Here is a 23,452-nt window from a genome sequence, read left to right on the forward strand (position 1 = left end):
TGAGCTGACTCACATTAATTGCGTTGCGCTCACTGCCCGCTTTCCAGTCGGGAAACTTGTCGTGCCAGCTGCATTAATGAATCGGCCAACGCGCGGGGAGAGGCGGTTTGCGTCTTGGGCGCCAGGGTGGTTTTTCTTTTCACCAGAGAGACGGGCAAAAGCTGATTGCCCTTCACCGCCTGGCCCTGAGAGAGTTGCAGCAAGCGGTCCACGCTGGTTTGCCCCAGCAGGCGAAAATCCTGTTTGATGGTGGTTAACGGCGGGATATAACACGAGCTGTCTTCGGTATCGTCGTATCCCACTACCGAGATATCCGCACCAACGCGCAACCCGGACTCGGTAATGGCGCGCATTGCGCCCAGCGCCATCTGATCGTTGGCAACCAGCATCGCAGTGGGAACGATGCCCTCATTTAGCATTTGCATGGTTTGTTGAAAACCGGACATGGCACTCCAGTCGCCTTCCCGTTCCGCTATCGGCTGAATTTGATTGCGAGTGAGATATTTATGCCAGCCCGCCAGACGCAGACGCGCCGAGACAGAACTTAATGGGCCCGCTAACAGCGCGATTTGCTGGTGACCCAATGCGACCAGATGCTCCACGCCCAGTCGCGTACCGTCTTCATGGGAGAAAATAATACTGTTGATGGGAGTCTGGTCAGAGACATCAAGAAATAACGCCGGAACATTAGCGCAGGCAGCTTCCACAGCAATGGCATCCTGGTCATCCAGCGGATAGTTAATGATCAGCCCACTGACGCGTTGCGCGAGAAGATTGTGCACCGCCGCTTTACAGGCTTCGACGCCGCTTCGTTCTACCATCGACACCACCACGCTGGCACCCAGTTGATCGGCGCGAGATTTAATCGCCGCGACAATTTGCGACGGCGCGTGCAGGGCCAGACTGGAGGTAGCAACGCCAATCAGCAACGACTGTTTGCCCGCCAGTTGTTGTGCCACGCGGTTGGGAATGTAGTTCAGCTGCGCCATCGCCGCTTCCACCTTTTCCCGCGTTTTCGCAGAGACGTGGCTGGCCTGGTTCATCACGCGGGAAACGGTCTGATAAGAGACACCGGCATACTCTGCGACATCGTATAGCGTTACTGGTTTCACATTTACCACCCTGAATTGACTCTCTTCGGGTGCTATCATGCCATACCACGAAATGTTTTGCGCCATTCGGAGGGGGCACGCCGAAGTGAGATTCAAAATGCCGACGTCAGTTCACAGGTGGGTAATGATACCAACGTGTTGATTTCGTATTTTCACTGACACCAGGATCATCCTGATGTTACAAGGATTGAATGACTACAGATTAAAATAGTCATCAACAGGTTGACAGCATTACCCAGAATATCGCAGCCTGGCTTAAGTCATCCATTTAATTATTAATCAAGGGATTATCAATGAAAAATATCATGACGTTATTCCTCTCTATAATCCTGCCTTTTTCAGTCTGTGCTCAAACCGTGACGGCAACAGGCGATACACTGGAGCAGACGGAAGAAAAAATTCGCCAGCAGGCTGACAAGCAGGGTGACAGGTATTATAATATTACCGAAGCCCGCATGGGAAATAAAGTACATATCACAGCAGAAATCCTGCCGAAATAAATAGTTCGGGGTAATACTGCCCCCTGATTTTACAGGTATGGATATTGACGCGGTCAAAGATATTAATATCAATATTACATGCTGAAGGTTTTTATTTTTGATTCATTAATAACTTTATAAACTATCATGGGTGGGGAACTGCGAGTTACCCGTACATGTCGGGTAAAACTCACCCATCATCATGTACAGCAACTCCAGACTCCCCACTGGCAGCAGTACTTGCGGATATCTTGTCAAGAAAAATGCGAATGACTCACACACCCGGAATAAAGAAACGATATTTTTTGCATGTCAAAACAATTATCAGATTAAAAATAAATCCAACAAGTAAAAAAGAGACAATCAATCCTTTCAGAAACGGAAAGTCAATAAATGAAACAGTAAGACTTGCTGGCGCATCAAGCATTAAAGCTATTCGAACATGTAAATTTACTGATTGATAATTTAAAGAAGCCACAGCCCTGCATGAGCTGTGGCTGTACATCCTGAAAATTCAGTAGCGATACAATCTATTCTTTTTCCTTACGAAAATAAACTTGTTTAATATAACGCCCCCGACCATCTCCATGGCCCAGGTCCATTGAAACTAATGCCTCGGATTCATCGCGACTCATTCCATTTTTAATATGGTGATTTACAGCATCGCGGGAGTAAGCGTAACGTAAACTGTGCGGCGCATTTTTACCATTCATTCCGGCCTCTCTTACAATATTACGGTAGCGATCAATAGCGGTATGCAGAGAGGGTTTATCAATCAGTTTTCCGTTATGTTCACTGACATAACTAATTGCCTTGTCAAGAATTGATAAAACTTTTTCGCGATTAAAAACTGTCGTTTCCCTTGGACGTCCGCCTTTAGTCCCGAAAACAACACGGACACGCTCATGATTATTAATCAGTGCCTGCCTCCATGTCTTTAAAGACTTTGCAGACTGAACGGTTTCTTCTGTTCTCAATCCAAGATATCGGGAAAGTTGCACAGCAAGAGCAACGCCCTCGTCTTTTCTTTGGGCAAAACTGACCACAGCATTAAGTTTTTCGTCTGTAATGGGAAGTTTAGTTCCATCCCGGTTAGCACCAGAAATCCCGAGCGCCTGATTACTCAGGTTAATGTGACTGGGATCGGCCAGTTTATTTCTTCCTGCTGATAATAAAACAGAACGGATAGCAGACATCTCATTCTGTAACGTCCTGAGAGATAAACTATCTGCCTTCCTGCTCTCAATATACTTTTCAATATGGGAAGTTTTGATATGTTTTACGTCCCTGATCTGAATATTCAGTTCAGACAGTCGTTCAGAAAAACGTTCTGCGATTCTTGAACGGTCAGCCACCGTTTTATAACTTCCCCGCCCCTGACGGGCAAGCGTGACGAGTTGTTTGCACAGCTGTTTACTGAATCTGGACATTTCACTCTCTCCAAAGGCATACACGTCCCTCTGCTTGTAAAGAAGCAGACGGATCTGTAGACCAGCAATTCATTCCCCGACGACACGGTTGCTGTTGCGCTTCCTGCGTCTCGACTGGTATCTGTGCATCGGGGCGGCGAATTGTTGAGTTCTTGCGAGGCACCCCAGATCTCTGATCTGTTTGCTGCTTATGCAGAGCTGACTTACGTCAAGCTGCCTCCAACACTACTGCTCGTAGTGTCGCCATCGATACCGAGTCGATTTCCTCCTTACTGATAGTTGAACGTTCAGACGGCCTCCCGTCGTGCTTACGTTGATGTGAAAGTGATTTTAAAACCGCACTGACACGGGCTACATGTTGGTCAGATGGTAGTAAAACGTTGAAAACCACGTCTTACGTGGGTTGAGACGTTATGCGCTGCGCGCGTCACTTGGTAGTGTCTTCGCCACTTCACAAGTGACGCCGCGCAGCTTCGTGCTCCTAATGCAACTCCGTAAGCGGCCAAATGTACCAAATGGCCTTATCCGTCGATGCAAAAGTCGTACGAAACTCAGGGCGTATCACTGCAAATGAGAAGACGTTGAACTGATGCCGTTCACAGAACGGAAGTGAATTGAAACTGGCAGATTTGCTACACAGTAAACCTTCATCGCCGCGTCATAGTGCGCCTTCATAGACGATATCTGCTTTCAAAGGTGAGCAGATTTGCCACATTTTTCATGTACTCCCTTTCAGGCTTAGAGAGTTTTATTGTGCAGTCACCCGAAGGCGCTCCTCACAGACTGCCGGAACATTGGTGGTCGCAGCTTAAGTGCGACTGTAGCCACCCAAAGGCGCTCATCACAGGCTACAAGAGCATTGGTGGTCGCCAGTGCGACAGTACAACAGTTTGATAGTACCAACAGGGAAATACGACGTCAAATGGATGTAGACATCGTTTTTTGGGTGAGTAATATGTAGTTTTCTCCGATGAAAGTGGTTGATATGGATATTTTAAAACAACGCCTTATGATTCTGATTTTCGGATTATCTAACTTTTTATTCTTTTATTTATTATTAACCTCTATTGATCTAAATATATTCTTAATGACTAAATAGATGCGCGGAATAGTAGATCACTGAAAGGGAACTCAGCCCGGATTGTGCGATCTGATCAATCGCCAAACCAACCAAAACCACCAACCGGACTGAGCGATGCCGATCATAGCACCAATACCCCGTGGCGAACGACGCCTGATGCAGAAAGCTATTCATAAAACGCGCGATAAAAATCATGCCCGCAGACTCACGGCCATGCTGATGCTTCATCGGGGTGAACGGGTCAGCGATGTTGCCAGAACTCTCTGTTGTGCCCGTTCATCCGTTGGTCGCTGGATTAACTGGTTTACGCACTCAGGTATTGAAGGCCTGAAATCCTTACCCGCAGGGCGCTCCCGACGCTGGCCTTTTGAACATATCTGCACCCTGTTACGTGAGCTGATAAAGCATTCTCCCGGCGATTTTGGTTATCAACGTTCACGCTGGAGCACCGAATTACTGGCATTAAAAATCAATGAGATAACCGGTTGCCAGTTACATGCAGGAACCGTTCGCCGCTGGTTGCCATCTGCGGGGCTTGTATGGCGCAGGGCCGCGCCAACTCTGCGTATCCGTGACCCACATAAAGATGAAAAGATGGCGGTAATCCACAAAGCGCTGGATGAATGCAGCGCAGAGCATCCGGTATTTTATGAAGATGAAGTGGATATCCACCTTAATCCTAAAATCGGTGCGGACTGGCAGTTGCGCGGACAGCAGAAACGGGTAGTGACGCCGGGGCAGAACGAAAAATACTATCTGGCCGGCGCACTGCACAGTGGCACGGGTAAAGTCAGGTAGTTATCATTAACACATAATGATAACTACCTTTTCCCGATAAAATATCACTCACCTATAGCCACGGAATGAATTTCCTTCATCAACTTCTGTACGCCAGATCCCGATAGCCTTTCTGCAGATGCCGATGAATATGTTATATAGAGTTTACTTCCACTCCCGTTTTTTTCAATTTCTACATCTAAATGATCGTTATCATTCCAGTCAGAGCCCATTTTATAATAGCTACCAGGTATTGCCTCCCAAACTGGATGTGCATCATCTTCAGCGGCCGCTTTCCATGCCCCGTCATTAGAGCTATTCCGTAAACTATCCAGCTCCTGACTTGACATAAACTTGTAATGTCTTTTTATTCTGGCAGCAGCAGTATCTACATCAACAGCTACAGTATAATTTTTAGACTTGGATTCTTTTTTTAATGACTGAGGTAAATGCATTGGTGTCGTAACATCAGTTGATGGGTTAGAGTTTCCCCTCAAAGAGTTCATTATACCTGAAGCACCATGACTGATTTTATTATTTGTATCTGCTATTTCCTGCATGCTACAGGCTGTGACAAGAGCAGGAATTATTAAAATGGCGGTAAGACTCCTCACGATCCATATCCTCCAAACATATTTACTAAAAAAGCGGTCAATGAAAAGTACGCTTGACTTATTCACCATGTAACAGACTGTAAACCCTGCCGTATAGAGTTTGTAATGTCAATGGTGCGGTTTTGAGCAAATATAAAAAAGATTACCTTACTCTGACAATATCATCCAATCTGTTTGTAAAAGCGGGCGAAAGTCTTTCTATTCGCATCTTTCAGCCTGTGGCATCACTTTTAATGCCCTGCCCTGCAAACCAGACTGAACCCTTACCAGAGCTGTTAATGCTGTCTATGAGTGTCATTAATTCATCGCTATTACGATGAGGCTGAAGGTCATCGAACAGGGTAAGTTGTAATACTGCCGCGCTGCGAAAATCGGTGAGAATTACACCTGCGCGTTGATAACGATGCCCCGGGATGAATATTGTTTCAAGAGCTCTTACAGCCGCCTTGATGATATCCCGGGAATCACGGGCCGGAACAGCAAGCTCCGTTACAGCCTGATTTTAAAGAACGACTCATTCTCTGCAAAGGGACTGGTACTGATGAACACCGCTACTCGTTTACAAAACTGGCGCTCTGCGCGTAACTTTTCCGCTGCACGTTCGGCATGAGCGCAGACGGCCTGATGGATGCTGAATTCATCTGTAGGTTTTTCTCCAAAGGAGCGGGAGCATATGATTTGCTCCTTTGGAGCTGTAAACTCTTCAAGGCCCAGGCAGGGCATGCCGTTGAGTTCTCTTACTGTTCGTTCAACAACCACTGAAAATTGCTTACGAATAAATGAAGGAGACAGCTCAGACAGCTGGAGTGCATTGTTAATCCCCATCAACTGCAATTTTTTACCGAGCCGACGGCCAATACCCCAGACCTCTTCGACTGGCACCAAGGCCATTAACTTTCGCTGTCGCCCTATATTGCTCAGGTCAACTACTCCTCGCGTAGCTGGCCAGCGTTTACTTGCATATTGGGCCAGTTTAACCAGAGTTTTCGTTGGGCCTATCCCCACTGACCCTGACCCAAAATCCTGTTCCATTCAGAAACAGAATTCCGGCATGATAAACACTCCCCTGAACGGAGGTGGTGCCGATGAAAAAGTCACGATTCACCGAAGAGCAGATTGTTTTTGCCCTGAAGCAGGCTGAACTGGGTACGTCAGTGCCGGACGTCTGTCGCAAGCTGGGCATTTCGGATGCCACTTTCTATACGTGGCGTAAAAAATACGGTGGTATTTCTCCTTCGGAGCTGAAGCATATGCGGCAACTGGAAGAGGAAAATCTGCGGCTGAAGAGGCTGGTTGCCGATCTGAGCCTCGACAAGGCGATGCTGCAGGACGTGCTGGCAAAAAAGAGCTGACGCTGGCACACCTGCGCGAATGGGTCAGGGATTTGCAAGCCCGCTACGGGGCCAGTGAGAGACAGGTCTGTTTTGCGCTGCGGGTCAGCCGCAGCTCGTTTCGATATCGTTCTGTGGCCGCCGACGACAGCGCACTGCGGCTACGCATCCGTGAGATAACCGAAACCCGGGTTCATTACGGGTACCGCCGGGTACACGTGATGCTCAGGCGGGAAGGCTGGCGCGATAATCACAAACGGATCTACCGGCTTTACAGCGAACAGGGGCTGTCACTGCGTCTCAAACGGCCACGCCGCAATAAATCGGCCCAGCGCCGACAACCGCAGCCTCAGGGTCTGTATCCGAATCACGTCTGGGGCATGGATTTTGTCTCTGATGCGTTGTTTGACGGGCGACGACTGCGCCTGCTGACGGTTATCGACCTGTACACCCGCGAATGCCTGGGGATCTGCGTGGGGCAGAATTTGCGTTCAACAGAAGTGGCAGAAATGCTGAACAGCATAGCGCTCAGACGTCCTTTACCTCAGTTGCTGAAAACCGATAATGGTTCTGAATTTGCAGGTAAAATGCTGGACAGATGGGTGTACGAAAGAGGCATCAGAATCGACTTCTCACGCCCGGGAACACCGACGGACAATGCGACGGTGGAGTCCTTCAACGGCAGGTTACGGCAGGAATGCCTGAACGAAAACTGGTTCATGTCCCTGGAGGATGCACGGTGCAAAATCGAGGCCTGGCGCATACACTATAACCAGAGACGTCCCCATTCTGCGCTGGGCTGGATGACGCCATCTGAATTTGCTGAAAAGTCTGCCGGTTGCCTGAATATGCAGCCAACATGAAGCCGGTTATTCCTGATTATGACTGGAGCATATTCGGGGTCAGGGTCATATGAAGACATTACTAACATCACGGTGTATTAATCAACGGGGAGCAGGTCAGGGCTGCATGGCGAGCGCTACAAAACGGGCTTTCTCTTCGGGAGTATAACGGCGGCGCTTTTGCTCGCCAGTGATCACTTCGATTCTTTGCACAGGACACTCCTTAAACATAGCTCTATGCCTATGTCTTACTGGTGAAGTGTCCGGTTTAAACGGGGGCTATTACAGGATACTAATAGCCCTTGTTAATTGCACAAAAAATCGGCTATGGCTATAGTGGTCTTTAAGGCTTACCTAGTATGGAGGAATGTAATGCCTCAATCTCAAAAAAATCGAGCTTGGAATCGTGGAGCAAGACTTGCAATCCTTTATAAGCAAATGAAAGTTAATCGTAAGCGTGCAGTGAGAACCGTATTGACGAAGTGAAGCTGGTCAGGCAGGCAGAGTAACCCGCCACGGGAGCAGAGCACCCACCCGGTTCACAGGCCAGTCGGCGATGACATCAAGTACATAATGCAGATAGCGTTCCGGATCCACGCCGTTTAATTTGCACGTCCCGATAAGACTGTACAGTGACGCACCGCGCTCACCACCATGATCCGAGCCGAAGAACAGCCAGTTTTTTCTCCCCAGACTGACCCGTCGTAGGGCGTTTTCGGCAATGTTATTATCCACCTCCACCCAGCCATCTTCTGCATAGCGGATCAGCGCCGGCCACTGGTTCAGCGCATACCCGAACGCCTTCGCCAGTTCTGAGTGCCTTGAGAGGGTTTTCTGTTTCTCCCGCAGCCACCCCTCCAGTGACGCCAGCAGCGGCAGCACTTTTTGGTGCCGGACTGCCTGCCGTTCCTCTGCTCTTTTACCTCTGAGCTCCGACTCGATGGCATACAGCTCGCCGATCCGTTTCAGCGCCTCCTCCGTCAGGGCTGACGGGGTACGGACGTGAACATCGTGGATTTTTCGGCGGGCATGGGCCCAGCACGCGGCTTCCTTTATATGGCCGTCGCGGTAGAGCTCGTTGAACCCGGCGTAGGCATCAGCCTGCAGTACGCCACTGAAGCCTGCAAGATGGGTCTGAGGGTGGATACCTTTTCTGTCCGGGCTGTAAGCGAACCACACTGCGGGGGCCAGCGCTGATCCGGCGTTGCGGTCGTCTCGAACGTACGTCCATAAGCGCCCGGTCTTCGTCTTCTTATTGCCCGGCAACAGCACCGGGACAGGCGTATCGTCAGCATGGAGTTTGCCGTCGGTCAGGACATAGTGCTGAAGGGCTTCATCCAGCGGTGCCAGCAGACGACAACACGCATCCACCCAGCCCGACAGTACAGAACGACTCAACACTACACCCTGGCGGGCATAGATCTCCGACTGGCGATACAGCGGTGTGTGCTCTGCATACTTTGAGGTCAGCACTCGGGCCAGCAGCCCCGGTCCGGCGATCCCCCGTTCGATGGGGCGCGAAGGAGCCGGGGCCTGAACGATGCGATCGCACCGACGGCAGGCATGCTTTTCACGGACTGTCCGGATAACCCGGAAGGCGCTGCGCATCAGCTCCAGCTGTTCGGCGGCATCCTCACCCAGGTAACTCAGCGAACCACCGCACTCCGGGCAACACGGCTCAGTCGGCAGCAGCCGCTTCTCATCCCGTGGGAGTGACTCAGGGAACGGTTTGCGGGTGCGGGTCTGACGCAGCGGGCGCTGCACTGCCGGGTCATCCACCCGGCCGGTCAGCGTATCGCTTTCCTGCTGCAGCAGGTTCAGGTCAGCTTCCATTTGCGCGATACGGCGGGATACCTTTTCGGAACGACTGCCGAAGTTCATCCGGCGCAGCTTATCCAGTTGCGCCTGCAGATGGTCTATTTCGCGTTCCCGGTTGCTCAGCTTTTCCTGCAGGGCGTGGATCAACGCTTCCTGTTCGGCCAGGCGCTGTTTCAGCAGAAGGATGTCGTCAGAAGAGGTATCGTTCATAAGCCTGTATTTTACCAGGCTTATTCTGCGACAACCAGGATAAAGAGCGCTACAACATGGTCAGGGATGTCAGTAACCGCTTTGGCTGTCGCCAGTCGATACCTTCCATCAGCATCGCCAGTTGCGCCGGCGTCAGGAACACTTTGCCATCGCGGGCTGAGGGCCAGGCGAAGCGACCACGTTCCAGTCGCTTTGTCAGCAGGCACAGACCATCGCCGGTGGACCAGAGCAGTTTTACCTGACTGCCGCTGCGTCCCCGGAAGATGAAGACGTGGCCGGACATCGGGTCATCTTTCAGCGCGGTCTGCACCTTTGCGGCGAGGCCATTGAAGCCGTTGCGCATATCGGTGATACCGGCAACCAGCCAGATTTTTGTGCCTGCGGGAAGATTTATCATACCGGCCCCCGCATCAGTTCGCGCAGGACAGTGCTCATGAGTTCAGCAGAGGGATGAGTCAGTGTTATTTCTCCTCCCCGACATTTTATGTGGCAGGTAGCGGGAGGAGAGCAGGATGGTAGTTCGAAGGTTGGGAGAGAAGAGCCCGCCTGAAGCTGCACGGGTATCAGGGCAGGAAGCGACGATGAGTTTTTTCGGGGCCGACAGACCCGCCCTTCACGCTGCCAGAGCCTTATCCATTTAAAGAGCAGGTTATCATTGACGTCATGTTTCCGGGCCAGTGCGGCAATACTGCCTTCTTCTTCAAGAGCCAGCCTGACCAGTTCCATTTTGAATTCAGGGGAATAGTGTTTCCGGGGAAGTCTTTCTTTAGCGCGCATGAGGTGTCCACCTGCAAAATAAGTGGGTGCTTAAGTTACAGGATCCTGGATTCGGGACCAGACGGTACTCAGACGACGCTTACAGTTAATCTCCTGAATCTTGATAAAATTTGCGTAACATTGGCAAAGAAAAATAGAATACCTACATGGATTGGCCATATACCCTTGATTCTGGTTTTTGCCGGCACTCTAGCAGGGCTTTTGACAGTGGGTTTTGTGATCTCCGCATGCCTGATCTTTCTTTTATGTATCACCTTCATTGCAAAAAATGTCAGCTCGTCAGCTCCTGACGATGATGATTCAAGCACAGGCCCCGGTTACAGATATGGTAAAGATGGATATGGTTATTATACGGGTTCTGATGACATTACGTCTGAGAAACTAGATTAAGCGAGGCATTCACGCCTCGCTTAATATGCCATTATAAACGAACACTTTTTTTAACTGAATCTACAGCTGCTCCCCCGGTTTCTTGAGGTTTAGCAACCCCAGTTTTAAGTGCCCCAGAGATTACATCGCCTATTCTTACTCCCGCCCAAGATAATGCTCCTAACCAAACGGCAGGCAGTACAATAAACATCGCTCCCATAACCAGATTCATAATAAGGTCATCGGTACTGTTCTGCAGCCCTGCCATATTAAAGCGGCTGTGAGTGTCTGAACTGTACAACGCGGTTAACAACCAGCTGTCGAGCCAGCGCGCCAGTTCCCACCAGAATGTCAGGAAGTTAAGAGCAAATATCACAAAGGTCAGCGTAATAACGGTTTTGAATTCGTAGGCCGCAAATGCCAGGATCAGCGGCAGCATGACATATATTGCCATCAGCAGGATGGCCTGCACCATTGGCAGCGCCTGCCGCATCGCATCGAACGCCGGGAACGCGGCCAGACTGCCGAGGGCCGTACCGCCAATGGAGGCCACGCGCGCCGCGGCATTATCCAGGGTAAAATCGGCGTTGCCGCCATAGCCGGCATACACGTGACCATTCTGTGAGACCGTCAGGCTTTCCGGGCTGACCAGACGACGGATGACGGCTTCCTGATAGTCACTGTCGTTAAAGCCTGACATTTTCATTGCGGCCGAGATACGCAGCCACATATCGGGGTCGGCCTGGTCCTTCACCCGTGCTTTCAGTCCGGTGTCCGTACTGCTCCACCACTCGCTGCAGGTGGGATAGCCTCCTCTTCCTGTATTGGGCCGGCCGCTGTCCCGGCTGTCGGTCCACGGGAACGCAGCCCGGGGCAGTTTGGACTGCAACGAAGGATAATACCGGCTCAGGAATGTACTGCTGCCAATCCATTCGATATCACGCAGCGTGGTTTTGTCCTTTGTCTGGCCCTGATCCTGTTGCTTCCACAGATACAACGCAACCGAATAGCAGTCGTTGGTGAAGTCCTGCAGTTCCTGCGCCAGCGCTTTGTTGTCGATACGCGTATGCTGCACTTCAAAGCGGATCTGGCGCATGTCAGGGCGGCAGGGAATGGTCGCCACGGCTGCCTGGGTTACCCCTTTTGAGAGTTTATGAATCAGCACCCACCATACCGGTGCTGCAGCCGTCTGGCCGTTGAGACTGGTGACCACGCCGGCATAGCCGCTTTCATCCGGCGCTTTTGGCGTCCACACACCACAGCTCTTTGCCCGGGTTGTGTCGTACTGCATCGTACTGAGGCTGACATTAATCAGCGGTACGCAGCAGGCAATCATCACCAGGAAACCGGCATACAGCGCGTTCTCGATACGGGGCAACGACAGCATCCCCTTGTTGCCTTCATCCTCCCCCTCTTCGCGGACCCTGAGCCAAACCCCCACCACCTTAAACGCCAGCGGCAGGACAAAAAGCCCGGTACTCAGCAGGACATTCCACAGGCCGTTATTGATCACCCAGCCGAGCAGCGTGAGAAAATACTCAAGATAGCTGTTTGTCGTCATCTTCAGGCTCCCGGACCGGTAAACATCGCGTACTCACATAACGCGATAAAAAGTACACTGACCACACTGATGCGCAGCAGTGGTCGCCTGTACGACTCTTGCAAACCCGGCGCATGCCGGATTTTCAAGAGGCCCCACGCAACCAGCGCATACAGCGCCAGTCGCCATATCAGCCAGCCGTAGCGCGTCGACTGCATCCAGCTCCGGAATGCAGCAGCTTCAGTCGGATGTTTCATGGCGGTGTCAGCCACCATCAGTGAGACCACCATGAACAGCGCCATGCAGGCGAGGAAAATGCCGGCACGGGTCAGGACTTTCCTGACAGTCGTTTTTTTACGCATCCTTATTCCCTCATTCAGCCGACTGCGGCGCTGCCATCTGGTTGAAGCGACTGTCGGTATTGTCATCAGACTGGGTCTGCGGGTTGGTTTCGACGCGCTGGTTCTCCCTGTCGATAATGGTCAGCACCGAATTACGTGACAGTTCACGCTTCATCTCCATCTCGTTTTTCAGCGCCGCGATTTCCCGATCCAGCGCCTCAATACGCTGGCCGGCGGTATCAATGGCCTTTGGCTGAGCGGCAGCATTCGGCTCCGACATACCGGTAACCATCATGCGACGCATCAGCAGCGCCGTTTCCACCGTGTCAGACATGGCCAGCTCGCCTGCAAGGCGGGCGGTCAGGGCCGCGTTATCCGGATCACGCTGCAGGGCTTTAATCACGCCGGCCGTCACCGGCAGTCCGCCTGTTTTCAGCTTCGCCAGATTCGCGGCCGTGGGCTTTTCCGTACCGTTGACGAGCCTGACCAGCTGCTCAGCGTTGGCTTTGGTTGCCTCTTCCAGCAGTGGGGCAAAGCCGGTGCCGGCAACGGTCGTACCGGGCTGGTCATCCGCATCACCGCTGGTACATTCGCTCGCGTTGGCACAGGTGCGCATCGAACGATCGCCCAGCACCTTCACGGTCATGGCCGCCGCCTCTTCCGCGCTGCCGAATTTAGAGCATGCGCCACCGTTACAGCTGCTTTCGCCGACAGTCGAATTAGCGGTGACAGGCAGACCGTTCATCATGTTGTAGCCGGCAGCAACAAGGTCATGGGTGACACGGATGGCGGGCTGCCCCGCCCCCCCACGTTTCTGACCGCCAATCCAGTTATTGCCCGACGTGCCGGTGACTTTCCGCCCCGCCTCATCTGCACGAACCGCGTCAGTGTCTCCGCTGTTCACAACAGACTTGTATTCATCCATCATGGCCTGCTGCGTCCAGTTACTGCTGTCGCTGAAGTCCATCATCTTTTTCGCCATGTTCTGGCAGTTGAGCTGCGCCTTGTCGAATGACACATTGGCCTGAAGCACGCCGTTTGTGAGCATGTCATACAGACCGGGGTTGGCCCGCTGAATGACCATCGCCGGCAGACTGGCCACCGCGCCGGTGGCCCCCTGAATCACGTCGCCCATCAGGTTTTTAAAGCCTGATGTGACGCCGTTGAGCTGGTTGCCGACGGTGGTTTTCAGGTCAAAATTGCCGCACATCAGGTCACTGCTCCAGCCGGTATTCAGCCCCAGCTTCTGCATATTGCCGCGCGTGGCCGGCTGGGAAATGACCGAGCCGCCGCCGAGGGTGTAGAACAGTTTGTCTGACACCGCCCCATCCACGGACTTGCCGTAACCGATGGCGCTGTTGTTCACCTGCGGCAGGGACATGCCCAGGATGGTATTGTCATCATCGGCTGCGTGCGCGGCCGGGAGGACGTTCAGCAGGGAGCCGGTCAGCAGCAGGCTTACGCGAGCGGCTGAAAATGAAGGTGTTTTTTTCACGGTTTTCCTCATCAGATATCAGTGCTGCCCAGAAATGTCTGCCCGCGTCGTTTGCAGCAGCTGTAGGGCTGCCAGAACGCAAAGGCTTCGTTGTTGTCGCTCGCGGCGGTGTGGCTCCCGTCCGGGAAGACGGCACATGACTGTGTCATGTGGGGGGCCAGCCGCTGCCATTTGTGATTGCGTGTGCCGGTGTTTTCCTTAACCTCGCCCGGTGGCCAGTACCCGTCATGACGGTTGCCTTTGAGCACCTGATACACATGCGGCTGCCCGGCGCGGGTGATAATGTCTGCGACACGCTGTGCCACCACGGCAGAGGCTTTATCATCATCGGTCTGGCTGACAAACCCCGAACGGGGATAGACGTTGCCCCACATATTTGCTGCGGCCTGACTGCCGATTTCCCGCTGGCCGGGCACAAGCGCCTCCGGATAGAGGGACTCCGGCACGCCCGTGCGCCAGGCCGCCGAATCCAGCGTACTCAGGAAGTAAGGCATTAACGGGGTGGCTGCGGTATCACAGGAATAGCCCGGAATACTGCCGCCAATCAGGGAGGTGGCCGGGTGGCCAATCGCATCGGCATATTTGAAACGGACGGCAGACTTGCGCTGGCCGGGATTTTTCATGTCGGCCGGATTGGCTCCTCCGGCAGAAACACCGGAAAGCCCGCTGGTCACAGCACTCTCTAACCCGCCGGCGGTCTGGCTGACAAACGCCATTTCCTGCCACGGGTTGCCGCCCGGAGCGACATAGGTCGAAACGACTGTCTGAGGAATGAAGTGGGTGACTTTGACCGATGTGCGCACCTTGCAGCCAAAGGGGGTGCAGAACAGCCAGTAACAGATGCCACTCACACGCCAGCTGATACAGTTTTGCGACACGGCGCTGGCAATAATCTGCGCGGTGTTAAGTGCTGCAATAGCTGCCGGCGCGGTTGCCGTACCCAGTACCGTGGCAACCGCCAGCGAGCACACCGTGGTTCTGATGCGGGAAGGTTTTGTATTCACTGACCACCTCCCCGGTTACGCAGGGAAGTGGCCACGGCCACATCCGTGGTGCCGTACACCACATCGCGGTCATCAAATACCACAGCCGGCACTTTTTTGATGCCCAGCTCCCAGGCCCGGACCACCTGCCGATAAGAATCGTTTAGTTGCAGCTGTTTTTGTTGCCAGGCAGGAGACGTCATAATCTGCCTGACCTGTGCTTCGGCCTGCTGCGGGTCTGCAGGCAATTCCCCGAACATGTCGGCCTGCAGCCGGTCAGGACCATCAAGAAGGACCACCGGCACGTCCGGCGGCAGATTTGTCGGCAGATGTTGACTGTCGGTGAAGAAGACCGTGCCGGCCAGTGCGAATGCCGGCAGCAGAGCCGGCAGGAAAACAAGAGGGGTCAGTTTCATGAATCGGGACTCCGTCAGACTGAATCGTCTGTCAGCGTGCCCGCGGCCGTTCATAAAAGCCGCAATAAACTCATTTTCAGAACTCAAAAATTAATCTGCAAGTTTAGAATTTTCCTTTCCCACTGCTTTACCTGTTCTGACTGACCGCTGCGTGCCCAAGCCGTGTGAAAACTGTTTTGGTCGCTTAATCTGAGAAAAACGGGGCTGAAAACTACGCTCATACGTAAAATTTGGCTCAGCTAAACAGTCGAGTAATTACAGATTTTGCGTAGGTGCGCGAACTTCAGTTTTGGGTTAGGGCCCATAGCGCAGTCGGACTGACGGCTCGGTCTGAGGAGGATCCGGGGGCGGACTAAACCGGGCAGTGGCTGAAGTTTTGATGATCAGCAGCAGGCACTTTGGAATGCCCCCGCTTCCGCAGACAGTATCTGTCCTCACGGTGAGGCCTTTTCGAAGGCCTCCGGACTGACGCCTTCCAGGTGACTGTTAAACCCGTGGCGATTCATCCTTTTTGACTTACGCAGCATACACCAGATGGCTGATGCAGAGTTCATGGCAGGGATAATATGTTTAACCTGATAGAGGATCGTAATCCCGGTGAAGTAATACCCATCAAATCATTTATGAAATGTCCGCGCCTCGTGCGGGATGAAAATAAAGTTTAATACTAACTAACGGCAAAAGCCGCCTGGATCGGTGTTTTTTTGTTCGAAAAAGGAGGGGTTATCATCCTAAACCAGAGGCCGGGCGCACCTGCCGGTCGGATCCGTAGAAATAAAGTTTCATACTTAGCGATTAGAAAGCCTTAAAGGCATACTGGTACGCCAACGCTTGGAACTACTTAACCTGCTGTTATGGCGCAGTCAAGCTCCTGGCTGCCGACAATGTTAAACGTTTTCAGACCGCCCCTAAATGTAAAATCAACCATCGCTAAATCTGTTAGGAAGAAGCCCTTGAATCAATCACACAAAGGCTGCTGTAACCCCAGCAGCCATGTTTGCGGCAAATAATCTGAGAGCTCCCGCCCTAGAAATCAGGCGGCTCTCGATCTGAATGCCCACGATTTGCACGGCATCCACCACAGCCTTTTCAAAGACAGTGCACGTCCCTACGGGCTGCGGGGCATCGCTTGGTTGTGCAGGATAGGCTAGTGCCACTAGGTTGCATCCAGTAGCCTTGGAGAAGGCCAGGGCTTCGTAGATGTCAGCTTCACTGATGCGAAGCTGTCCCTTCTCCACGTGGCCCTTGTACTTGGCATCCAGCAGCATCCTGGGCCTTGTTCCATCGAGCTCAATTACACAGTCTGGGTACACTGAAAGCTTGCTCACAGCACCGGTAATCATCCTGATCTTAGTGCCTAAGGGATAGCCCTGTTGGGGCACTACGGCACTGCGACCAAAGCCCAATCGTGCGGCCACCGTTAACAGATCTTCCCACACGCGCCAGGTATTCACTAAGTAACCAGGTGCATGGGCCTGTCCCTGCTTGTAGTTAAGCCCCAGGCCTCCGAGCACATCGATAGACAGCTCATGCAGTGGCTTCCACGCTCGGTGCCGTGCAGGAATGGGGTTTCGACGGTTAGCAGCAACGTTCTGAGGCGAAAGGTCCTCAATCAAACGCACCAGCGAACTTGCGGCTGAAGGGTCACTTACTTCAGGGAGTAACTCCCTGGCCGCTGCCACGATATCCCCGTTCCAACCGTTCTTGCGATCAAAGCGAATGAGCTCTTGCTCAAAGCCATCAGGTGAAGGAAAGATGAGATCCACCGGATCAGGATCCCCATCGATGAAGAAGTCTGCTTCACGCACACTACGATAACTGCGCAGTGGCCGACGTTTACGGGCCTCGTACATGCTCGTGATGGAACGAGCTACTAGCGTAGACAAATCCCTTGGGGTACCACCTGATGCCGATAAGCGTTCGGAAGCCAAGAGCCGCCCATGACGTGAAAGCGTGGAGAGGAAAAAGAAATCTTCGCGCCACGCTGCATCTGTGTCGTCGAGTCCCAAAAACTTGGGAGCAACTTCCAGTTCCAGTGAAGGTGCCAGGCGAATGAGGCCCGCAAAATCGATGGCACGTGTGCCCTTGGCATCCACACTGATAGGGTTGTAGCTAAGCCTTAAGCTCGACGCAATCCGGCTCCCAGCCTCCAATAAAAGGCTGTTGGCCTTCGTGCGATCCACCCCAATCGCTTCAGCAATCGCACGGCTCAGGTCAACGGGTGTACCGTACTCAATAAGGGACAGCCGTGTTCGGGGGTTCACCACGTGCTACCCCCTCGGATTGGCAAATGCCCTGAGAGCTGCGTAGATATTGTTCTCAGCAAAATTCGTGGGCCCTTCAAAACGAAAGCGTAAATCATCCGCAAAAGTTGTCTCGGTGAGCTTGAACGGATTAAAGGCTGGCCCATCCAGCGCATTAAGAGCCGCTGCAATTCCTCGTGTGTCCCCGAAGAATACCTCTTCCACGTGTGCCCGCACCTTCGCCCACCCTACACACAGCGTGCCCAAAGCTTCATTAAGGCCCAATGTTTGCGGCTTCACATCCGACATCAGTACACCATGCCCGATCTGAAACTCGGGACCACGGCCCAGAGCAATTTGCGCGTTTACAGCAATCCAGGCACTCACCGAAGCCTCCAAGGCATCGTTCACGCTGGCAGGTACATCAGGCAATGCATTGACACCCTTGGCACCCAAACCGTAAAACGTCCGCAAAGCCGCCTCATCGGGCTCTAGGCGCATAGGTTCCCAACGACGCAAGAACGCGACATCCAAGGGCTCCACAGACGCATCGGCCTGATTCATCGCAGCCAGGATATAGAGGTCATGGGGCAGTGCGTATTCGATCACATCACCAGAGACGGGATCGAGCATTTCAAAGAACTGCGTTTCAGCAAGTTTGGCCCCATCAGAGGCCAAGCGTTTATCGGACTCAATGGCCACAATGGCACCACCGAACACCTGCACCGCAGGACCTCGGTTGATCTCATCAATGATCAACAGTGCAGCCCCATTGGCACCCTTCGCATGCTCACTGGCACGGTACAGAGTCCCCTTCACGATGGTGAAGTCTGGGTCTCCTGCTGTCTTGTTGACCGCAGGCGTGATGCCCGATAAGAAATCGCGGTACTTGGAGTTTTGGTGGAAGACCGTCCGAAAGACTTTGCGGTCCATCTTGGTGGGTGCAGGAATGTCTTTAACAACCCCAGCAGCAGGGGGAATAGGGATGCCGCCCATGGGATTGAGCTGCGGTGGGCCACCTGCAGGAGCAAGACCAAAGGCTGTTTCAAAGGCCAAAGCAACTTCGGCCAAGAGCTTGGACTTGCCCGTGCCAGGTGCACCAGACACCAGCACGTTGCGCGAACGTGCGAGTAGCTTTAACACCTGTTTGCAGTTTTCACTTACCATTACAGAACCTACGCATGTTCGTGAAGTCGATATAGCCAATTACGGCTCGATTAGCAGCCCGCTGTGCATCCAAACAACTCAATAGCTCTTGAGCAACTGAAGGATCCCAAACGCCTTTAACACGAAGAGTTGCTTCTTCCGCGAAGTGCGGCCAAACCGACTGGTCATGAAGCTGAATCAGAAGCAACAAAACGCGATTCCCAATTCCCCCTGATGGCATTCGGTCCGAATCAAAACATGAAAATTTCGGCACCTGAGAAATCCATCCCTCTCTCGGCCGAGACTTTGTGGGTGACATAAACTCAGCTGCTCTTGATACAACCTGTGTTGAGTCCGGCTCGTTCCAAAAGAAGGTACCTTGATGTACTGCCTTTCCACCCCGGAGAATTTTATTGGGAAATATCAACTCAACAGCTGGCAACACCGCCTCGTAGGGAAATCGAAAGTCTCTTGCCCCCCCTCCAGAATCAGAGTCATTAGACTCCGCATCAGCTTTCCGTCGATCTCCCTCAACAATCTCCTTGTACAGAATTCGAGCAACCTGTCCCGCTCCATTAGCCATGAATTTTGGATCCTTCTTCTATTTCTTCGCCCCCCAGAGCGAACTCAGAGGGTACATAAGCAATCGCCCCCAGCGCGCGTGCCTGCATCGCACGGTGCGACCAAACTGTAGACAGACTTCCTGTGCGTTTTGCCATTGCAGCCAAAACATTATCTCGGGTAATTGTGGACTTGGCCTCACCTGGCAAGCCCACTTGGCCCCGATCCAAAAGCGGGAAGTCTTGGAGCACTAACTCCATGTCCTTCAAATCGAGCCCATAGGCCACGGCCACTTCCGCATCAATCTCCCCACGAAGCTGCGCCATGCGCTCGTAGGTTTCACGAGTAGCCCCCGCACTGTCAAGTGTGCGCAATTCGCGTGCAGCACTCACCAGCCTCTTCCATGGCAAACCATCTTTGGCGAGTTTTGGCATGGGCACGCTTTGCAGCAGGAAGTAATTCACCGTCGTAGTGAGCACACGCCGAAGCATCCAGTCAAAGGCAAAACTGTTAGCGATGGACACCCACACCAGCAGCCGTTCTTCTGATGGGTCTTCAGGGAAAAGGATCGTGGGCACCTTATTGCCACAGACCACCCCAGCAGGAATTAACGAGGCCATGAGCGAACGCTCATTGGTCTGACCCGCAATGTCGCAAAAGCCCACACGCAGCACGTCCGCACGGTGCTGGTTAGCACTGGGCATGTCGGAGAGACGAATCCAAAACTGGGGGGCAAGGCGTGAGTCTCCGATGGCATAAGCCTCCCACAACGCACGGCGACCAGTGCCTGACACGTGGCCTTTTACACCAAAGCGATGCGCCTGCACCATTCGACCTTCCACCAGTGGCAAAGCGCCAGGCGTGGCACGCCCCAGGAACTTAGGACGCTCCTTGGTCATATCAACTTCACGGCAAAACTTCGGGGTCCAGCCATAACCAGGCTCTTCCCACGAAACACCTGCTTCTCCGATCTTTGAGAAGAGCTTCCACTCAGACACGTTACGAACCTCGGGCAGGCTCAAATCGCCCCGAACACCCGCAAGTGCTGCACGCCCAATAGTGGCAGTTCCCGTAATCTCCAATCCCGTAGGGGTGCCCCGCTCATGCATGAGAGTGATGGGCTCACGCTTGCTCTTTTCAGAGCCAGCCTTAGTGAGAGCCACGGCCAGGAACTTAAAGCGTGTGTCGATCGTAAAGAACCGTGCACGGTTATCGATGATCGACATGGACACGCTTTGGCTCGCATCAAAGATTTTCTGCCGCATGGCGCGGGTACCTTGCGAGCGAATGAGCCCACCCGGAATTAGTGCAACCACCACACCCTGCTTTTTGCAGAGTTCAAAAAAGAGGTCCGTGAAAGCAATGTATAGGTCTGGCTCTCCATTACCCAAATCGGGATAGCGAGCCAACAGGCGACGAGAGTAGTTCGCTACCTCATTGCGCTGCTGGGCAAACAGATCCTCATCAAGCCCATGAATTTGGGCCCCGTAGTGGCGCTTGGTGCCTGAGGACTTCAAGAATTCGTGCCGTGAGAGCTTGACCTTTTCCCATGGTGGATTGCCGATCACCGCATCAAACCCCTCAGGGACCATGGCAGTCCAAACCTTGCGATCAGCCATCAAGCTATCGCCACAGTACCAACGGGCACGCATAGCCTTAAGAGTCGATACATCATCAGTGAACGAAGCAAGCGCAAGCAGTGCCGCACGCAAAGAGTTGCCAGAAAGATCCGCTGCATACACACCGTGAGCCAACCAATGCGCCGTCTTGGCTCTATCCATACCACACACTGCGTGAGTCAGCGCTGCTAGCAAAATTCCTGCACCGCAGGCAGGATCAATCACCTTGCTCTTGTGTGTGAGCTTGGGGGCTGCGAGCTGCGCCAGTCGTGTAGCCAGGCGAAAATCCGTATGGTAGGCGCCCGTGCTTTTTCGATCCTGCTCATGCAAGACCTCACGCGCCAAGACACTCAGTGCCAAAGCAGGGTGAATAGGTGAACGCTCGATGGCACTTGCTACAGGTACCGCAAGCTCCAAAAGATCTGATGCTGCGCGCTTGCTCTTGACTCCAAAAGCCTCATGAAACGCCGTTAGGTCAAACCCGCCAAAACGCGCTGATGCTGCCTCCAAAACTTGAAGCCGAAGCTCAAAGCTGGTTTCCCCTCCCACAGCCTGAGTGAGTGCCGCTTCTGCTGGGGCCAGGTACTCTGATTCAACAGGCCGAGGAGAACTCATGCATAGCTCCTCACGAGAACGGGTTTGATAGCTTTAACTGTTTTTGACTGGGCTTGGGGAAGCTGTGCCATGGACCGTTTCACGACCACCAAAAACTCATTCACATCGGACGCCGAGCTACTGGCTGCCTTGTTTGGCCGGTATCGACCAATGGCGCCCAAAGGGTACATTGTGGACGAGCCGATCTTAGAAAGCTCAGCCTTCATGTCCTGCATGCAGATGTGCCCTTCACTACTGTACGAGAGCAGTACCCTTTGAGCCTTCAAGCCATGAACCAGACGCGAGAGTGTTTTGAGAGCACGGCTCTTGTAGCAAAAGTCAGAAGCCAAGGCCTTCCATGGACGAAGTCCCGCAACCCCCTCCACCACAGGCTCATCGCCAAGAGCCACCGTTTCAAGGATGTGGTAATAGCTCGCGTATTGACGCTTGGTGTACGGGGGGTCCAAATACACGAGGTCGTGTGCAACATTCGGAACGTCGAACACATCACCCACGCTAGCCTCAACACACACTCCAGTTTCTTTGAGATCACGGCAACGCATGGCAATCTTGTTTTGAGATTGGCTTGTCCATTTGGAGAGGAAGCAGCCAAAAGTGCCCGCAATGTTGGCAACGCGGTTCAGTGCACTAAAGAGATCGGCAATCAATAGCCTCTCCTCAATTTCGTCAATATATCCGGCACCTTTCCACTCAACAATCAAGCAGCGCATAGCGTCTATCTTAGCTGCATTTTCTTCGGTGAAGTACCTACGCTCAATTCCACACGTATCGATCGAAGCGGGGCTATAAGTGCGCCACATAAAATCATGCAATGGCTTAACTGCGTTTAGCTTGCTAACAGCACCAGAGTACCCACCAAGTTTTTTGAAGGTCACCTGATCATGGCTGATAAGACGTGCCCCAGCAGAGATAACAGCTGAGTGCAAGCTATCATTAATCCGCACATTCCAACCATGCTCCGCAGCAGCCTCAGCTACAGCTCCAGTTCCACAAAAAGCATCCACAAAAAACGCGCCCTTTCTAGGCGGCCCAATGTGGGATGCTATCTTGTCGACGAGTCTAGATTTGGAGCCAATATAGCGAAAAGTCATATAGAAACCCCTACGTTTTTTTTACGGCCAGTTACTGCTCGACCCTGACCAAGTTCTTGGCTGGCTTCTGGGCTTTGCAACACAATGCCTTTGTGGTCGCAATAGTCACAAAGGAGTACCTCAAGCATATTCACCATGCTCCGCTGCTCATGCTCCGCTGCCTTCTTTAAGGCCTGTTTGAACTTTCTGGAAACTCTTAGATTTAAGGTCTCACTTTTGAGGTCAGTGAATCGCATGAAAACGCCCCGCATATGTCTGTGCAATTGCGTTATTGTATATGCACACATACTGAATAGATACACTATGACAGCGATTCTTAACCTTACGTACAATGCAGCACTTTTCACTCGCGGACCAGACGGCATCCTTCATGGTTTCTCCTACTCCGAAGGCGAGCTATAGGGAATCCTGACTGCTTAGCAATACATTTATCCAATTTTCGACGTATCTCGAGTCTTAATGTGCCAGCCATAACAAAGCCAACGTCCTAGTTGATATCATCAACATAGCGCACGTTGGCTTAGGGTGAAACTCTATTTTCAAGGAGGAAACTTTATTTTCA

Annotated in this window: 21 protein-coding genes and 1 pseudogene; 4 read left to right on the top strand and 18 right to left on the bottom strand. The window is 52.6% G+C overall.

Annotated features, from left to right (window positions below; translation table 11 throughout):
* Positions 1 to 29 precede the first annotated feature (29 nt).
* On the bottom strand, positions 30 to 1,112 hold the full coding sequence (gene lacI / locus HV302_RS22280; protein WP_024193489.1) for a DNA-binding transcriptional repressor LacI: 1,083 nt from the start codon (positions 1,110 to 1,112) through the stop codon (positions 30 to 32).
* A 293-nt stretch (positions 1,113 to 1,405) separates the two neighbouring features.
* Between lacI and HV302_RS22285 the strand changes: the two genes are divergently transcribed.
* Positions 1,406 to 1,612 carry a DUF1471 domain-containing protein gene (locus HV302_RS22285; RefSeq protein ID WP_016809494.1) on the top strand — a complete coding sequence of 69 codons (207 nt, stop codon included), beginning with the start codon at positions 1,406 to 1,408 and terminating at the stop codon, positions 1,610 to 1,612.
* A 155-nt stretch (positions 1,613 to 1,767) separates the two neighbouring features.
* Complete coding sequence (locus HV302_RS22290) at positions 1,768 to 2,052, top strand: hypothetical protein (RefSeq protein ID WP_129008949.1); 285 nt, start codon at positions 1,768 to 1,770, stop codon at positions 2,050 to 2,052.
* Positions 2,053 to 2,121: 69 nt separating this feature from the next.
* On the opposite strand, the gene HV302_RS22295 is transcribed toward HV302_RS22290, so the two are convergent.
* Positions 2,122 to 3,021, bottom strand: a complete 900-nt coding sequence (locus HV302_RS22295; protein WP_026056053.1) for an integrase domain-containing protein — start codon at positions 3,019 to 3,021, stop codon at positions 2,122 to 2,124.
* A gap of 1,195 nt (positions 3,022 to 4,216) precedes the next feature.
* Between HV302_RS22295 and HV302_RS22300 the strand changes: the two are divergent.
* Positions 4,217 to 4,894, top strand: a pseudogene (locus tag HV302_RS22300) (IS630-like element ISEc33 family transposase); the annotation flags it as partial.
* A 50-nt stretch (positions 4,895 to 4,944) separates the two neighbouring features.
* Here the strand turns inward: HV302_RS22300 and HV302_RS22305 are convergent.
* The 3 genes from HV302_RS22305 to HV302_RS28405 form a co-directional block, all read right to left on the bottom strand.
* Positions 4,945 to 5,493 carry a hypothetical protein gene (locus HV302_RS22305; RefSeq protein WP_221891797.1) on the bottom strand — a complete coding sequence of 183 codons (549 nt, stop codon included), beginning with the start codon at positions 5,491 to 5,493 and terminating at the stop codon, positions 4,945 to 4,947.
* A 211-nt stretch (positions 5,494 to 5,704) separates the two neighbouring features.
* Positions 5,705 to 5,947: a DUF4113 domain-containing protein gene (locus HV302_RS28400; protein WP_323807205.1), complete on the bottom strand. Its 243-nt coding sequence runs from the start codon at positions 5,945 to 5,947 to the stop codon at positions 5,705 to 5,707.
* A gap of 35 nt (positions 5,948 to 5,982) precedes the next feature.
* Entirely contained in the window at positions 5,983 to 6,525 is a 543-nt protein-coding gene (locus HV302_RS28405) for a DinB/UmuC family translesion DNA polymerase (protein ID WP_050547113.1), read from the bottom strand.
* A gap of 53 nt (positions 6,526 to 6,578) precedes the next feature.
* On the opposite strand from HV302_RS28405, the gene HV302_RS22315 reads away from it, so the two are divergent.
* Positions 6,579 to 7,687 (top strand): IS3 family transposase gene (locus HV302_RS22315; RefSeq protein WP_100214960.1). Its coding sequence is split into 2 segments (ribosomal slippage): positions 6,579 to 6,840 and positions 6,840 to 7,687, totalling 1,110 coding nucleotides; the frame shifts between segments, so codons are not numbered across the junction.
* 471 nt (positions 7,688 to 8,158) lie between these two features.
* On the opposite strand, the gene tnpC is transcribed toward HV302_RS22315, so the two are convergent.
* The 13 genes from tnpC to HV302_RS22380 all read right to left on the bottom strand — a co-directional run bounded on the left by tnpC (position 8,159) and on the right by HV302_RS22380 (position 22,890).
* A complete protein-coding gene (gene tnpC, locus HV302_RS22320; RefSeq protein ID WP_016239903.1) occupies positions 8,159 to 9,694 on the bottom strand; it encodes an IS66 family transposase in 1,536 nt (511 codons plus the stop codon).
* Positions 9,695 to 9,743: 49 nt separating this feature from the next.
* The gene (gene tnpB, locus HV302_RS22325) at positions 9,744 to 10,091 is read right to left on the bottom strand and encodes an IS66 family insertion sequence element accessory protein TnpB (protein ID WP_000609174.1); all 348 of its coding nucleotides are present in this window, start codon (positions 10,089 to 10,091) and stop codon (positions 9,744 to 9,746) included.
* A complete protein-coding gene (gene tnpA / locus HV302_RS22330; RefSeq protein WP_001201739.1) occupies positions 10,088 to 10,471 on the bottom strand; it encodes an IS66-like element accessory protein TnpA in 384 nt (127 codons plus the stop codon). The genes tnpB and tnpA overlap by 4 nt, the downstream gene beginning before the upstream one ends.
* Before the next feature lie 421 nt (positions 10,472 to 10,892).
* Positions 10,893 to 12,401 carry a conjugal transfer protein TraG N-terminal domain-containing protein gene (locus tag HV302_RS22335; protein ID WP_016808243.1) on the bottom strand — a complete coding sequence of 503 codons (1,509 nt, stop codon included), beginning with the start codon at positions 12,399 to 12,401 and terminating at the stop codon, positions 10,893 to 10,895.
* Positions 12,402 to 12,403: 2 nt separating this feature from the next.
* Entirely contained in the window at positions 12,404 to 12,742 is a 339-nt protein-coding gene (locus HV302_RS22340) for a hypothetical protein (RefSeq protein ID WP_016808244.1), read from the bottom strand.
* Between the two features lie 10 nt (positions 12,743 to 12,752).
* The gene (locus tag HV302_RS22345; RefSeq protein WP_016808245.1) at positions 12,753 to 14,228 is read right to left on the bottom strand and encodes an integrating conjugative element protein; all 1,476 of its coding nucleotides are present in this window, start codon (positions 14,226 to 14,228) and stop codon (positions 12,753 to 12,755) included.
* Positions 14,228 to 15,220 (bottom strand): TIGR03756 family integrating conjugative element protein, encoded by a 993-nt coding sequence (locus HV302_RS22350; RefSeq protein WP_016808246.1) that lies wholly within the window; start codon positions 15,218 to 15,220, stop codon positions 14,228 to 14,230. Before HV302_RS22350 ends, HV302_RS22345 begins: the two co-directional genes overlap by 1 nt.
* Positions 15,217 to 15,615 carry a TIGR03757 family integrating conjugative element protein gene (locus HV302_RS22355; protein ID WP_016808247.1) on the bottom strand — a complete coding sequence of 133 codons (399 nt, stop codon included), beginning with the start codon at positions 15,613 to 15,615 and terminating at the stop codon, positions 15,217 to 15,219. The genes HV302_RS22350 and HV302_RS22355 overlap by 4 nt, the downstream gene beginning before the upstream one ends.
* Before the next feature lie 962 nt (positions 15,616 to 16,577).
* Positions 16,578 to 17,882, bottom strand: coding sequence for a 5-methylcytosine restriction system specificity protein McrC (locus HV302_RS22360; protein WP_016808248.1), 1,305 nt, complete (start codon positions 17,880 to 17,882; stop codon positions 16,578 to 16,580).
* Between the two features lie 3 nt (positions 17,883 to 17,885).
* Positions 17,886 to 19,025 carry an AAA family ATPase gene (locus HV302_RS22365; protein WP_016808249.1) on the bottom strand — a complete coding sequence of 380 codons (1,140 nt, stop codon included), beginning with the start codon at positions 19,023 to 19,025 and terminating at the stop codon, positions 17,886 to 17,888.
* Positions 19,015 to 19,587 (bottom strand): hypothetical protein, encoded by a 573-nt coding sequence (locus tag HV302_RS22370; protein ID WP_016808250.1) that lies wholly within the window; start codon positions 19,585 to 19,587, stop codon positions 19,015 to 19,017. Before HV302_RS22370 ends, HV302_RS22365 begins: the two co-directional genes overlap by 11 nt.
* On the bottom strand, positions 19,580 to 21,799 hold the full coding sequence (locus tag HV302_RS22375; protein ID WP_016808251.1) for an Eco57I restriction-modification methylase domain-containing protein: 2,220 nt from the start codon (positions 21,797 to 21,799) through the stop codon (positions 19,580 to 19,582). Before HV302_RS22375 ends, HV302_RS22370 begins: the two co-directional genes overlap by 8 nt.
* Positions 21,796 to 22,890 carry a DNA adenine methylase gene (locus HV302_RS22380; protein WP_016808252.1) on the bottom strand — a complete coding sequence of 365 codons (1,095 nt, stop codon included), beginning with the start codon at positions 22,888 to 22,890 and terminating at the stop codon, positions 21,796 to 21,798. Before HV302_RS22380 ends, HV302_RS22375 begins: the two co-directional genes overlap by 4 nt.
* Positions 22,891 to 23,452 lie beyond the last annotated feature (562 nt).

The organism is Citrobacter sp. RHBSTW-00859 (assembly GCF_013729795.1).
In the GTDB taxonomy this organism is placed as follows: Bacteria; Pseudomonadota; Gammaproteobacteria; order Enterobacterales; family Enterobacteriaceae; genus Citrobacter; species Citrobacter braakii.

Coding starts and splice junctions, on each gene's coding strand:
- HV302_RS22285 (WP_016809494.1), top strand. CDS start 1,406: ATGAAAAATATCATGACGTTATTCCTCTCTATAATCCTGCCTTTTTCA.
- HV302_RS22290 (WP_129008949.1), top strand. CDS start 1,768: ATGTCGGGTAAAACTCACCCATCATCATGTACAGCAACTCCAGACTCC.
- HV302_RS22295 (WP_026056053.1), bottom strand. CDS start 3,021: ATGTCCAGATTCAGTAAACAGCTGTGCAAACAACTCGTCACGCTTGCC.
- HV302_RS28405 (WP_050547113.1), bottom strand. CDS start 6,525: ATGGAACAGGATTTTGGGTCAGGGTCAGTGGGGATAGGCCCAACGAAA.
- tnpC (WP_016239903.1), bottom strand. CDS start 9,694: ATGAACGATACCTCTTCTGACGACATCCTTCTGCTGAAACAGCGCCTG.
- tnpB (WP_000609174.1), bottom strand. CDS start 10,091: ATGATAAATCTTCCCGCAGGCACAAAAATCTGGCTGGTTGCCGGTATC.
- tnpA (WP_001201739.1), bottom strand. CDS start 10,471: ATGCGCGCTAAAGAAAGACTTCCCCGGAAACACTATTCCCCTGAATTC.
- HV302_RS22335 (WP_016808243.1), bottom strand. CDS start 12,401: ATGACGACAAACAGCTATCTTGAGTATTTTCTCACGCTGCTCGGCTGG.
- HV302_RS22340 (WP_016808244.1), bottom strand. CDS start 12,742: ATGCGTAAAAAAACGACTGTCAGGAAAGTCCTGACCCGTGCCGGCATT.
- HV302_RS22345 (WP_016808245.1), bottom strand. CDS start 14,228: ATGAGGAAAACCGTGAAAAAAACACCTTCATTTTCAGCCGCTCGCGTA.
- HV302_RS22355 (WP_016808247.1), bottom strand. CDS start 15,615: ATGAAACTGACCCCTCTTGTTTTCCTGCCGGCTCTGCTGCCGGCATTC.
- HV302_RS22365 (WP_016808249.1), bottom strand. CDS start 19,025: ATGGTAAGTGAAAACTGCAAACAGGTGTTAAAGCTACTCGCACGTTCG.
- HV302_RS22370 (WP_016808250.1), bottom strand. CDS start 19,587: ATGGCTAATGGAGCGGGACAGGTTGCTCGAATTCTGTACAAGGAGATT.
- HV302_RS22375 (WP_016808251.1), bottom strand. CDS start 21,799: ATGAGTTCTCCTCGGCCTGTTGAATCAGAGTACCTGGCCCCAGCAGAA.
- HV302_RS22380 (WP_016808252.1), bottom strand. CDS start 22,890: ATGACTTTTCGCTATATTGGCTCCAAATCTAGACTCGTCGACAAGATA.